Origin of the sequence: Aeromonas sp. LsrichE-8G, from assembly GCF_022869435.1 — a bacterium.
GTDB classification, from domain to species: Bacteria; Pseudomonadota; Gammaproteobacteria; order Enterobacterales; family Aeromonadaceae; genus Aeromonas; species Aeromonas caviae.
In genome coordinates, this window is record NZ_JALIHH010000049.1 from 1 (window position 1) to 12,881 (window position 12,881).

8 protein-coding genes and 3 pseudogenes are annotated in these 12,881 nt (G+C 59.4%); 9 read left to right on the forward strand and 2 right to left on the reverse strand.

Annotated elements, in window-relative coordinates; translation table 11 throughout:
- From MUW49_RS10200 to MUW49_RS10220, 5 genes and pseudogenes are all read left to right on the forward strand, one after another.
- A pseudogene (locus tag MUW49_RS10200) lies at positions 1–118 on the forward strand (ISAs1 family transposase); the annotation flags it as partial.
- 35 nt (positions 119–153) lie between these two features.
- A pseudogene (mglB, locus tag MUW49_RS10205) lies at positions 154–984 on the forward strand (galactose/glucose ABC transporter substrate-binding protein MglB); the annotation flags it as partial.
- 53 nt (positions 985–1,037) lie between these two features.
- Positions 1,038–2,558 (forward strand): galactose/methyl galactoside ABC transporter ATP-binding protein MglA, encoded by a 1,521-nt coding sequence (gene mglA / locus MUW49_RS10210; protein WP_010676015.1) that lies wholly within the window; start codon positions 1,038–1,040, stop codon positions 2,556–2,558.
- 15 nt (positions 2,559–2,573) lie between these two features.
- Positions 2,574–3,584: a galactose/methyl galactoside ABC transporter permease MglC gene (gene mglC, locus MUW49_RS10215; protein ID WP_010676014.1), complete on the forward strand. Its 1,011-nt coding sequence runs from the start codon at positions 2,574–2,576 to the stop codon at positions 3,582–3,584.
- Between the two features lie 57 nt (positions 3,585–3,641).
- The gene (locus MUW49_RS10220; RefSeq protein ID WP_244053389.1) at positions 3,642–5,375 is read left to right on the forward strand and encodes a methyl-accepting chemotaxis protein; all 1,734 of its coding nucleotides are present in this window, start codon (positions 3,642–3,644) and stop codon (positions 5,373–5,375) included.
- Between the two features lie 751 nt (positions 5,376–6,126).
- Here the strand turns inward: MUW49_RS10220 and MUW49_RS10225 are convergent.
- A pseudogene (locus MUW49_RS10225) lies at positions 6,127–6,349 on the reverse strand (hypothetical protein).
- Between the two features lie 746 nt (positions 6,350–7,095).
- On the opposite strand from MUW49_RS10225, the gene arcA reads away from it, so the two are divergent.
- From arcA to MUW49_RS10245, 4 genes are all read left to right on the forward strand, one after another.
- Positions 7,096–8,316 carry an arginine deiminase gene (gene arcA / locus MUW49_RS10230; protein WP_104452124.1) on the forward strand — a complete coding sequence of 407 codons (1,221 nt, stop codon included), beginning with the start codon at positions 7,096–7,098 and terminating at the stop codon, positions 8,314–8,316.
- Positions 8,317–8,378: 62 nt separating this feature from the next.
- Positions 8,379–9,305, forward strand: a complete 927-nt coding sequence (gene arcC, locus MUW49_RS10235) for a carbamate kinase (RefSeq protein ID WP_104452125.1) — start codon at positions 8,379–8,381, stop codon at positions 9,303–9,305.
- A 78-nt stretch (positions 9,306–9,383) separates the two neighbouring features.
- Positions 9,384–10,388, forward strand: coding sequence for an ornithine carbamoyltransferase (gene argF / locus MUW49_RS10240; RefSeq protein WP_041211943.1), 1,005 nt, complete (start codon positions 9,384–9,386; stop codon positions 10,386–10,388).
- Between the two features lie 121 nt (positions 10,389–10,509).
- Positions 10,510–11,916, forward strand: a complete 1,407-nt coding sequence (locus tag MUW49_RS10245) for a YfcC family protein (RefSeq protein ID WP_010676008.1) — start codon at positions 10,510–10,512, stop codon at positions 11,914–11,916.
- A gap of 154 nt (positions 11,917–12,070) precedes the next feature.
- Here MUW49_RS10245 and MUW49_RS10250 read toward each other — a convergent pair whose 3' ends face one another.
- Entirely contained in the window at positions 12,071–12,562 is a 492-nt protein-coding gene (locus tag MUW49_RS10250; protein ID WP_223931870.1) for an ArgR family transcriptional regulator, read from the reverse strand.
- Between the last annotated feature and the right edge of the window lie 319 nt (positions 12,563–12,881).

Below are 12,881 nucleotides of genomic sequence, written 5' to 3' on the forward strand. Positions count from 1 at the left end.
CCGGCGGTTCGTATTGAATATCGTAAAACAGAGCAATTGTGGTGCTCGAAGTCAGAGAAACAAGCTAAAAAGAGCCGGCTGGAATGACGACTATCGGGCTCAGTTATTCTTTGGTTAAAATATCAACAAAGTGTGCTCCCGCCCTGGGCCACCCCGGGTGTGGAACTGCTGATGAACGACTCCCAGAACGACCAGTCCAAGCAGAACGACCAGATCGACGTACTGCTGGCCAAGGGCGTGAAGGCTCTGGCCATCAACCTGGTTGACCCGGCGGCGGCCCCTGTCGTGATTGAGAAAGCCCGTGCGGACGAGATCCCCGTGGTCTTCTACAACAAGGAACCGAGCGCGGCCGACCTGGCCAGCTATGACAAGGCCTACTACGTGGGTACCGACTCCAAGGAGTCCGGCATCATCCAGGGCCAGCTGATCGCCAAGCACTGGAAAGCGCATCCCGAGTGGGATCTGAACAAGGATGGCGTCATCCAGTTCGTGCTGCTCAAGGGTGAGCCTGGCCACCCGGATGCGGAAGCCCGCACCACCTACGTCGTCAAGACTCTGAACGATGGCGGCATCAAGACCGAGCAGCTGCACATGGATACCGGTATGTGGGATACCGCCATGGCCAAGGACAAGATGGACGCCTGGATCTCCGGTCCGAACGCCAACAAGATCGAAGTGGTCATCGCCAACAACGACGGCATGGCGATGGGCGCCGTGGAGTCCCTGAAGGCCCAGGGCAAGACCGCCATCCCGGTGTTCGGTGTTGACGCCCTGCCGGAAGCCCTGGCCATGGTCAAGAGCGGTGCCATGGCCGGTACCGTGCTGAACGATGCGGCCAACCAGGCCAAGGCCACCTTCGAGCTGACCAAGAACCTGGCCGAAGGCAAGCCGGCCGGTGAAGGCACCAACTGGAAGATCGACAACAAGGTCGTCCGCGTTGCCTACGTGGGCGTAGACAAAGACAACCTGTCCCAATTCGAGTAATTCCTCCCCTCAGGGCAAGGGAGATCCCCTTGCCCTCTTTTCAACCAGATGTGATGGCTGATATGACAACACGGCAACAATCAGAATGGCTGTTGGAGATGATTGACGTCAGTAAGAGCTTTCCTGGCGTCAAGGCACTCGATAATGTCAATTTACGGGTCCGTCCTCATTCTGTGCATGCGTTGATGGGCGAGAATGGCGCAGGGAAGTCCACGCTGCTCAAGTGCCTGTTCGGCATCTACGAGAAGGATCAGGGCAAGATCTTCTTCAAGGGACAGGAGATCAACTTCACCTCGTCCAAAGAGGCGCTGGAGAATGGCGTTTCCATGGTGCACCAGGAGCTGAACCTGGTACTGCAACGCACCGTGATGGACAACATGTGGCTCGGCCGCTATCCCACCAAGGGACTGTTTGTCGACCACGGCAAGATGTATCAGGACACCAAGCATATCTTCGAGGAGCTGGACATCGATATCGACCCCAGGGTCAAGGTCGGCACCCTGTCGGTTTCCCAGATGCAGATGATCGAGATTGCCAAGGCATTCTCCTATGACGCCAAGATCGTCATCATGGACGAACCCACCTCCTCCCTGACCGAGAAAGAGGTTAACCACCTCTTCAAGATCATCAACAAGCTCAAGGAGAAGGGGTGCGGCATCGTCTACATCTCCCACAAGATGGAAGAGATCTTCCAGCTCTGTGACGAGATCACCATATTGCGGGATGGCCAGTGGGTGGCGACCCAGCCCCTCAAGGGCATGACCATGGATCAGATCATCGGCATGATGGTCGGCCGCGAGCTCACCCAGCGCTTCCCGGAAAAAACCAACCAGCCCAAAGAGGTGATCCTCGAGGTCGAGCACCTGACGGCCAAGAACCAGCCTTCCATCAAGGACGTGACCTTCAACCTGCACAAGGGGGAGATCCTCGGCATCGCCGGTCTGGTGGGGGCCAAGCGCACCGACATCGTGGAGACCCTGTTCGGCATCCGCGATCGTAGCGAAGGGACCATCAAGCTGCACGGCAAAGAGGTGGCGAACCACAACGCCCACGAGGCGATCCAGAACGGCTTCGCCCTGGTGACCGAGGAGCGCCGCTCTACCGGGATCTATTCACGCCTCGACATCGCCTTCAACTCCCTGATCGCCAACATGGACAACTACAAGGGATCCATGGGGCTGCTCAGCGACAACAAGATGAAGAGCGATACCCAGTGGGTCATCGACTCCATGCGGGTCAAGACACCGACCCAGCAGACCCAGATCGGCTCCCTCTCCGGTGGCAACCAGCAGAAGGTGATCATCGGTCGCTGGCTGCTGACCCAGCCCGAGATCCTGATGCTGGATGAACCGACCCGGGGTATCGACGTCGGCGCCAAGTTCGAGATCTACCAGCTCATCCTGGAGCTGGCGAAGAAGGACAAGGGCATCGTCATCATCTCCTCCGAAATGCCGGAACTGCTCGGCATCACGGACCGCATCATGGTCATGAGCAATGGCCGGGTCGCGGGGATCGTCAACACCAAAGAAACTGACCAGAGCGAGATCCTGCGCCTGGCATCTCTGTACCTATAAAGACAGGAAGACATTATGGAGTCGGCTAAAAATTTCAATCTGATGCAGGCGCTCAAAGAGAACGGCATCTATGTGGTGTTGCTGGTGTTGCTCATGATCATCGTGATCAAGGAGCCCTCCTTCCTCAGCCTCACCAACCTCAGCAACATCCTGACCCAGTCCTCGGTGCGGGTCATCATCGCCCTCGGGGTGGCGGGCATCATCATCACCCAGGGTACTGACCTGTCGGCCGGTCGTCAGGTCGGTCTGGCGGCGCTGATCGCGGCCACCATGCTGCAGGCCCTGACCAACGTCAACAAGGTCTTCCCCACCCTGGGGGAGGTGCCCATTCCGGCGGTGATCCTGTTGGTGTGCGTGGTGGGGGCCCTGATTGGTCTGGTCAACGGCCTGATTGTCGCCTACCTGAACGTGACGCCCTTCATCACCACCCTGGGCACCATGATCATCGTTTACGGCATCAACTCCCTCTATTTTGACTCCGTGGGGGCCTCCCCGGTGGCCGGGTTTGACCCTCGCTTCTCCAACTTTGCGCAGGGCTTCATCCGGATTGGCGGGTTCAAGCTCTCGTACCTGACCTTCTATGCGGCCATCGCCAGCGTCTTCGTCTGGGTGCTGTGGAACAAGACCCGCTTTGGCAAGAACATCTTCGCCATCGGTGGCAACCCGGAAGCGGCCAAGGTGTCCGGCGTCAACGTCGCCGTCAACCTGGTGGTCATCTATGCCCTGGCCGGTGTCTTCTACGCCTTCGGCGGCATGCTGGAAGCGGGGCGGATCGGCAGTGCCACCAACAACCTCGGCTTCATGTACGAGCTGGATGCCATCGCGGCCTGCGTGGTGGGGGGCGTTTCATTTGCCGGCGGTGTGGGAACTGTCGCGGGTGTGATCACCGGCGTACTTATCTTCACGCTGATCAACTATGGTTTGACCTACATCGGTGTCAGCCCTTACTGGCAGTTCATCATCAAGGGCGGCATCATCATCCTGGCGGTAGCCCTGGACTCCATGAAGTACGCCAAGAAGAAGTAAGCATTGGCAGGGAGGGCCGGGTCATCCCGGCCCTTTCTCTTTGGAGGGACCCATACCATGGCATTCAAAGTCAAAATCAACGTGCTGTTGCTGCTCGCCATTCTGGTCACCATCGGTACCGCCTGGTTCAGCGTCAACCATTTCATCAGCGGCTACATCCGCACCCAGGCCACCCAGAACATCAACGAGCAGATCACCCTGGTCAGGGAGAAGCTGGCGGGTGACATCAACCAGAAGGTGCTGCTGGCCGCCAACCTCAACCTCGGGGTGACCAGCGTCAAGAAGGCGCTGCAGGAGACCGGCTTTCACAACATCGTCAAGCTCATTGGCGACATGGCATTCGACGCGAACGGGGTCATCGACGACAAGGCCAGGGTTGACGCCCTGCGCAAGCTGATCCCCGCCGCCAACAACCAGATCACCGTCAGCCCGCTGGAGCAGCTGGACGGCAAACCCGTCATCTCCATCCTGGTGCCGCGCGGTGCCGACTCCGCCTACCTCTACTACCTCGACATGAGCGAGTTCAAGACGCTGCTGACCAAGGTAAGCGGGGAAGGGCGTTACTTCTCCCTCACCGACAGTCAGGGACAGGTGCTCTACAGCAGCAAGCCCCAGGGAGAGAGCGAGAGCCGCCCCAACAAGCTGGATATTCGCGGCAGCGAGTGGACCCTGACCGGTTATGTGGATCTCGACTATATCCAGGCCATGACCCAGGCGCTCAACGGCAAGATCACCCTGGCCCTGCTCGGGGTGGCGGCGCTGGTACTGGCCCTCTCCATGGTGGCCCTCAACCTGGCCTATAGACCCATCCTCTCCTTGCGCGACCTGGTACAGGAGCTCTCCCAGGGCAATGGGGATCTGACCCGCCGGCTCACGGTGACCAGCAAGGATGATCTCGGACAGATCTCGGCGGGCATCAACCGCTTCATCGAGCAGTTGCAGGGCATGATGGGGGAGGTGAGACAAGCGAGCGGCCAGCTCAATGAAGGGATATCGGCATTGGCGAGGCAGACGGGGTCAGCCCAGGGCCTGCTGGCGGAGCATGTGCGGGAGACCGAACAGGTGGCCACCGCCATCAACGAGATGAGCCGTACTGCCGTCTCGGTATCGGAGAGCGCGGCCAATACTGCCCAGCTGACCGGCCAGAGCCAGCAACTGGCCAACCAGTCGCGTCAGGTGGTGGATCAGGCCATGGCCAGCGTCACTGCGCTGGTGACGGAGGTGGAGACCACGGCACACTCCATCGAAGCCATGCAGCAAGATGTGCAGCAGATCGGCTCGATTCTCGGGGTCATCGGTGGCATCGCAGAGCAGACCAACCTGCTGGCCCTCAACGCCGCCATCGAGGCGGCCCGGGCCGGGGAGCAGGGGCGGGGGTTTGCGGTGGTGGCGGACGAAGTGCGCTCTCTGGCGGGACGCACCCAGAAGAGCACTGCCGAGATCCAGACCATGCTGACCCGGCTGCAACGGGGTACCCAGACCGTGGTGGCTGCCATGGGCAACACCCGGCAGAGCTGCCAGGATGCGGCGGAAAACACCAGCAAGGTGAATGCGTCACTGGATCTGATGGCGGGAGAAGTGGTGGAGATCAACGATCTCATCAGCCATATCGCCACGGCCGCGGAGGAGCAGAGTGCCGTCGCCGAGGAGATCAATCGCAACATGAGTGCCATCGCCGAGGTGATCACCCAGCTCAAGGGGAATGGCGAGCGCACCGTGGACAGCTCGAACGCCATGCAGCGCACCTATGACAGGCTGCGGGAGATAGTGGGGCACTTCCGGCTGGAATAGCGCCGGCTGGGCGAGTCCCGGGTACCCTGGCCAGCAATATCGTGGCCGGGGTGACCCATCAGCGGGCAGACGTGAAAAATACCCAAAAAAGATGGGGGCGACTTGCGTCGCCCCCGATAGTCTTATCGCTCATATCCTTGAACGAAGTTGCTCCCTGCAATCCCTGACTATACCTCTTCCTTTAGGTTTCCCCTTCCCAATCCTTTGGGGTGTCCTTTAGCCATCATGGCCTGACGAGTCATCCGTTCCCGTCGCACTTTCTCCGTCCTGGGAGGTGTCCTTTACCACATCCTGTGGTGAGTCCATTTGCCCAACCCTGGCAGCCAGTCTTCCTGACCGACTTCATTGCGTCCGTGCAGGAGTAACTATAAGGATTTCGCGCAGGGCGACAATGACATGCTGAAAAACGTTTTTTTCAAACTGGTTTCCCGCGAAAGGATAATGAAGTTATCTTTTTTAAAATCATGGCTTTAATGTTCTATCATGCTGTTTTTTCACGCGCATCTTCCGACTATGGCGAGAATTTTGTTGGCACTTTGCTTACGCAGTCGATGGCGAATGTCTCACAAGGCGTTTAACTGCGGTTCAGAATCCGGGGAGGCCGGTCAGTGTCGATCGCAGATGAGGGTGGAGGAGGGCAACGGGCATGATGCAGGTGGCGTGGTCCGGATCCCATTCAGGAGATAAAGGAGGTAAAGGAGGGAAAGCTGAGATGACCCAAGAGGAGATCGCCTCCCCTTGGGCGAGAGGGTCAGGGATGCTGGCTGCCACCGTGCCATTGGCATAGGTAGGCGGGGACCAGCATCTGGGGTGCCTGGTCAACGTGACAGACGGTAGGCGGGGACCAGCATCTGGGGTGCCTGGTCAACGTGACAGACCACCAGCGGCATGGCGGGGGCTCCCTGGGCATGCACCAGGGCCGGTGTCATGGGCAGGACCAGGGCGATGAGCAGAAACAGCGACGGGATCTTCATGGTTATCTCCTTGGTGACGGGAACGAATGTAACAAGCATCACTTTTTGAGTTAAGGCGAACCCGAAATCGGCGCAAGGTGACTGAAAAAATTCAACTAATGAAAAAACTTTGAATCCCGGTTGCACTCCGGTCGGTGAAAAAGCCGCCATCAGGATGCGTGCAAAATGCATATCCATATAAAAGAGATAGTGCACACGACTTGGCAATGAGGCTCGCCATCTGGCCCGGGCAGGCCGCCATGATCTGGGACAATAGATGGATTATTCAGCGATAAAGGAGCAGGTGATTATTTATGTGAGAGCAAACGGGATGATAAGCGAGGATAAATTCAAAGGTGGGTGAAGTTTATTCAAAAAATGAGCGATTTGATTTTAATGTAATGATTTATTTGATATTTTTTATTGGTGACTATCCATTTGTGGATATCATGGATGAATGGAATTGCGTTCTTTGTGGAATATATTGGGGATTTATTGCGTATTTATGCCGGATGGAGGGTGAGGGAAATGTCAGATATGTAAACTCCATCATAAATTAACTTCTGAATTTATGCAGTCTCGGGTGAATGTGATCAATGTCCAAGTTTGGTGGAGTTGCCAGACCTAATCTCTGCGTCGAAAGGCAAGGGCAGGATAGAACACAAGCCGAGTACCCTACATAAAGAATATCCCGCCTTAGCCACGAGCCTGAATAGAAGGAATCTATTCAATCACTCGCAGGGACCACTGCTAGACGGAATATCATCATGAGCAAATTTTATGTAGGTTCTGAAGTTGGCCAGTTGCGCCGTGTCATGTTGCACCGCCCCAACCTCAGTCTGAAGCGTCTGACCCCTTCCAACTGCCAGGATCTGCTGTTTGACGACGTCCTGTCCGTGGAACGTGCCGGTCAGGAGCACGACAAATTCGCTCAGGTACTGCGCGATCAGAATGTCGAAGTCTTCCTCCTGACCAATCTGCTGGCGGAAACCCTGGACGTGCCGGAAGCCAAAGCCTGGCTGCTGCAACACCAGGTCTCCGACTATCGCCTCGGCACTGCCCTGGCCAACGACGTGCGCTGCTTCCTGGCGGACATGCCTCACCGCGAGCTGGCCCGCATCCTCTCCGGCGGCCTCACCTACTCCGAGATGCCCTACAGCGGCGTCAACATGGTGGTCGGCATGCATGCCCCGACCGATTTCATCATCGAACCGCTGCCCAACCACCTCTTCACCCGCGACACCTCCTGCTGGGTCTATGGCGGCGTCTCCATCAACCCCATGGCCAAGGCTGCCCGTCGTCGCGAGACCAACCACGTGAAGGCCATCTACCGCTGGCACCCGCAGTTTGCCGGTCAGGAGTTCATCAAGTACTTCGGTGACGAGGAGCGCGACTACGACAACTCCACCATCGAAGGGGGCGACGTTCTGGTCATCGGCCGTGGCGCCGTGCTCATCGGCATGTCCGAGCGCACCACGCCGCAAGGGGTGGAGCATCTGGCCCGCAGCCTGTTCAAGCACGGTCAGGCCAAGCAGGTCATCGCCATGGAGCTGCCGAAACACCGTAGCTGCATGCACCTCGACACCGTCATGACCCACATGGATGTCGACACCTTCTCCGTCTATCCGGAAGTCATCCGCAAGGATGTGAACTGCTGGAGCCTGACTCCGGGCGGTGCCACCGGCATGAACATCAAGGAAGAGGGCTACTTCGTCACCGCCATCGAGAAGGCACTGGGTGTCGATCAGCTCAAGCTCATCACCACAGGTGGCGATACCTTCGAGGCCGAGCGCGAGCAGTGGAACGATGCTAACAACGTGCTGACCGTGCGCCCTGGCGTGGTGGTGGGTTACGAGCGCAATACCTACACCAACGAGAAGTACGACAAGGCCGGCATCACTGTGCTGCCCATCCCGGGTGAAGAGCTGGGACGTGGCCGCGGTGGCGCCCGCTGCATGAGCTGCCCGATGGAACGCGACGGCATCTGACAAGACGGCGTGGCGCCGGCAGAGGCTGGCGCCACACACACCAGAATTCGAGAGTAACACCCATGAAAAAACCAACTGTCGTCGTCGCCCTGGGGGGCAATGCCCTGCTCCGCCGCGGTGAACCTCTGGAAGCCGACATCCAGCGCAAGAACATCGCCACCGCCGCCAAGACCATCGCCCGCATCGCCGAGGAGTACAACGTGGTGCTGGTGCACGGCAACGGCCCGCAAGTCGGCCTGCTGGCCCTGCAGAACAGCGCCTACACCAAGGTCTCCCCCTATCCCCTGGATGTGCTGGGTGCCGAGTCCCAGGGCATGATCGGCTACATGCTGATCCAGGAGTTGAAGAACCTGATGCCGAGCCGCAACGTCACCGCCCTGCTGACCCAGGTGCAGGTCGATCCCGAGGATCCGGCGTTTGCCAACCCGACCAAGTTCATCGGCCCCGTCTACGAAGAGGCGGAAGCCCACACCCTGGCTGCCGAGAAGCACTGGGTGGTCAAGGCAGACGGCAAGTTCTTCCGCCGCGTGGTGCCGTCCCCGCTGCCCCAGCGCATCGTCGAAGGCGACGCCATCGAAACCCTGATCGCCCAGGGTCACCTCATCATCTGTACCGGTGGTGGTGGCATCCCGGTGACCTGGGATGGCCAGAGCCTGACCGGCATCGAAGCCGTCATCGACAAGGACATGTCAGCCGCCTACCTGGCCAAGCAGATCAAGGCCGACGCCCTGCTGATCCTGACCGATGCCGATGCCGTCTATCTGGATTGGGGTAAACCGACCCAGCGTCCGCTGCGGGTCACCAGCCCGGACGAGCTGGCCGGCGTCAAGTTCGATGCCGGCTCCATGGGGCCCAAGGTCGAAGCCTCCTGCGAATTCGTCAAGGCGACCGGCGGCATGGTCGGCATCGGCTCCCTGGAAGATGGCCTCGCCATCCTCAAGGGGGAAGCCGGCACCAACATCGTCGCCACCAATACCGTCAATGCCTGAGCCAAGGCTCTGGTCTGAACAACTGCGTAGTCAATAACACTGCCAAATTGGTCTGAACAAATATAGAGAGAACTCATCATGGCTTTTAATCTGCGTAACCGTAACTTCCTGAAACTGCTGGACTTCACCCCGCGCGAAATCCAATACATGATCGATCTGGCCATCGACCTGAAAAAAGCCAAATACGGTGGCTATGAGCGCAAACACCTGACCGGCAAAAACATTGCCCTGATTTTCGAGAAGACCTCCACCCGCACCCGTTGTGCGTTTGAAGTGGCGGCCTTCGACCAGGGCGCGCAAGTCTCCTACCTCGGCCCGAGCGGTTCCCAAATCGGTCACAAGGAGTCCATGAAGGACACCGCCCGGGTGCTGGGCCGCATGTATGACGGCATCGAATACCGCGGCTACGGCCAGGAGATCGTCGAAGAGCTGGGGGCCCACGCCGGTGTGCCGGTCTGGAACGGCCTGACCAACGAATTCCACCCGACCCAGATCCTGGCGGACTTCATGACCATGCTGGAGCACGGCAAGGGCAAACGTCTGGATCAGATCAAGTTCGCCTACCTGGGTGACGCCCGCAACAACATGGGCAACTCCCTGATGGTGGGCGCCGCCAAGATGGGCATGGACATCCGTCTGGTGGCGCCGAAAGCCTTCTGGCCGGAAGAGGAGCTGGTTGCCACCTGCCGCCTCATCGCCGAAGAGACCGGTGCGCGCATCCACCTGACCGAAGACGTGAAAGAGGGTGTGCTGGGTGCCGACTTCCTCTACACCGACGTCTGGGTCTCCATGGGTGAAGCGAAGGAAGCTTGGGATCAACGGGTGAAGCTGATGACCCCGTATCAGGTCAACATGGACGTCATCAACGCGACCAAGAACCCGGATGTGAAGTTCATGCACTGCCTGCCGGCGTTCCACAACGACGAGACCACCATGGGCAAGGAAGTGGCCGACAAATATGGCATGAAGGGCCTGGAAGTGACCGAGGACGTGTTCGAATCCGAGCACAGCATCGTGTTCGACGAGGCGGAAAACCGGATGCACACCATCAAGGCAGTGATGGTGGCTACGCTGGGCGACTGACGTCGTCAGTGGTGCCGGGGGGTGACCCCCGGCTTTTCAACCATGTGACAGCGGTATAATACCTCCAACCCTACGACCCGCAGCCTGCATGGATACCACACCCACAGAAGGAAGCTGGACCATGACCAAATTCAAGTTCCCGTCAGCCTACACGATACTGTTTGTGCTGATCGCCCTGGTGGCCGCCCTGAGCTGGATAGTGCCGGCCGGCAAATACGAGATGACCATGAACGAGGCCCTCGGCAAGGAAGTGCCGGTGGCCGGTACCTACAAACTGGTGGATGCCAATCCCCAGGGGATCGTCGACGTGCTGCTGGCACCTATCGACGGTCTCTACAACCACGACACCTATGAGGCTGGCGCCATCGACGTCTCCCTCTTCATCCTGATCATCGGTGGCTTCCTTGGCATCGTGACCAAGACAGGTGCCATCGATGCTGGTATCGAGCGCGTCACCGATCGCCTGCGTGGCCGTGAAGAGTGGATGATCCCCATCCTGATGGCGCTGTTCGCCGCAGGGGGCACCATCTACGGCATGGCGGAAGAGTCTCTGCCGTTCTACACCCTGCTGGTGCCGGTGATGATGGCGGCCCGCTTCGACCCCGTGGTCGCCGCCGCGACCGTGCTGCTGGGGGCCGGTATCGGTACCCTGGGCTCCACCATCAACCCGTTCGCCACCGTGATCGCCGCCAACGCGGCCGGCATCTCCTTCACCGACGGCATCTGGCTGCGGGTTGCCATGCTGGTGGCCGGCTGGCTGATCTGCGTGGCCTATGTGATGCGTTACGCCAAGATGGTGCGAAGCGATCCCAGCAAGTCCCTGGTGGCCGACAAGTGGGAAGAGAACCGTGCCCACTTCCTTGGCAACAAGAGCGACCAGATGCTGGAGTTCACCACCACCCGCAAGATCGTGCTGGGTATCTTCGTCGCCGCCTTTGCCGTGATGATCTACGGGGTGGCCGTGCTGGGCTGGTGGATGGCGCAGATCTCCGGCGTGTTCCTGGCTGCCGCCATCATCGTCGGCGTCATCTCCCGCATGAGCGAGGAGGAGCTGACCTCCAACTTCATCGACGGTGCCCGCGATCTGCTCGGCGTGGCCCTCATCATCGGTATCGCCCGCGGTATCGTGGTGGTGATGGACAACGGCATGATCACCCACACCATCTTGCACAGTGCAGAGGGGATAGTGACCGGCCTCTCCACCATCGTCTTCATCAACGTGATGTTCGTGCTGGAAGTGGTGCTCTCCTTCCTGGTGCCCTCTTCCTCCGGTCTGGCGGTGCTGACCATGCCGATCATGGCGCCACTCGCCGACTTCGCCAACGTGGGCCGCGAGCTGGTGGTCACCGCCTACCAGTCCGCCTCCGGGCTGGTGAACCTGGTGACCCCGACCTCCGCCGTGGTCATGGGGGGGCTGGCCATCGCCAAGGTGCCCTATGTGCGCTGGCTGAAGTGGGTGGCCCCGCTGCTCGGCATGCTGACCGTGCTGATCGTGCTCTGCCTGAGCCTGGGTGCCGTGCTGGCATGAATGCCGACAGACATAGGGATAACAACGGGAGCCTGGGGCTCCCGTTTTTTATGGCAGGCAAGGCGGGGCGCCCGGCCTCTCCCGTGGCCTGACTTCTTGCCGCGCGGGCAACAAAAAGGCGACCCCGGGGTCGCCTTCTGGCATCCAGCAGGGGTCAGCGGGCGTTTTCCAGGGTGCGCACCACGGCGGCGTGAGCCTGGCGGGTTCGGCTGATGTGGCGCGGGGCGATCAGTACCACGTCGTTGCCGGCCACGGCCCCCAGGATCTCGGGATTGGCGTTGCGATCCAGCAGGCGAGCCACCACGGTAGCGGCCCCCGGGGTGGTATGCACCAGCACCATCTGTTGGTTGTGGACCACGGCGCGCACCATGTCGTGGATGGAGCGGGTGCTGCCGGCGGGCTCCAGCTGCTCGTCCACCAGGGTGTAGACCTTCTTGCCGTTGGCGTTCTGGGCCTTGGCGACCCCGAGACGGCGCAGCAGGCGGGAGATGGTGGACTGGCTGATGTCCGCAAAACCGCGGGCGGAGAGCTCGCGGCGGATCTCCTCCTGGGTGCTGTAACAGTGCTGGCCGATGATCTGGCGGCAGGCGTCGAGCTGGGCCAGGTCGGACTCTGGTTCTGCTGGGCGGCTGATGGTGTTGACCATGGCGACTTCCTTTGGCGATGAGCGATGGCGGTCTCGCCCAGTCTGTCGTTCCGGCTTTTCATAGCGAAAAACACTAATGAGGAGCACTCAAGCAGGGGATGAGCGAGGTATATCCATTACGGGATGGCAAATTATAACCAAAGGGGGAATAAGTGATGTGACAGGGTTCAAAAATGGTTCTTCGCGGGATCTTGGGGAAGTGGAAGTTGACAGACAGGGTGCTGGTAAACTGGCTGTCTCCAAACACACCACCACCATCACCCTGCTGTCGCCGTGCATCATATTGATATTGCCTCCTTCTGGCCAGGTTATACCGTCA

Coding starts and splice junctions, on each gene's coding strand:
- mglA (WP_010676015.1), top strand. CDS start 1,038: ATGGCTGATATGACAACACGGCAACAATCAGAATGGCTGTTGGAGATG.
- argF (WP_041211943.1), top strand. CDS start 9,384: ATGGCTTTTAATCTGCGTAACCGTAACTTCCTGAAACTGCTGGACTTC.
- arcA (WP_104452124.1), top strand. CDS start 7,096: ATGAGCAAATTTTATGTAGGTTCTGAAGTTGGCCAGTTGCGCCGTGTC.
- mglC (WP_010676014.1), top strand. CDS start 2,574: ATGGAGTCGGCTAAAAATTTCAATCTGATGCAGGCGCTCAAAGAGAAC.
- MUW49_RS10220 (WP_244053389.1), top strand. CDS start 3,642: ATGGCATTCAAAGTCAAAATCAACGTGCTGTTGCTGCTCGCCATTCTG.
- MUW49_RS10250 (WP_223931870.1), bottom strand. CDS start 12,562: ATGGTCAACACCATCAGCCGCCCAGCAGAACCAGAGTCCGACCTGGCC.
- MUW49_RS10245 (WP_010676008.1), top strand. CDS start 10,510: ATGACCAAATTCAAGTTCCCGTCAGCCTACACGATACTGTTTGTGCTG.
- arcC (WP_104452125.1), top strand. CDS start 8,379: ATGAAAAAACCAACTGTCGTCGTCGCCCTGGGGGGCAATGCCCTGCTC.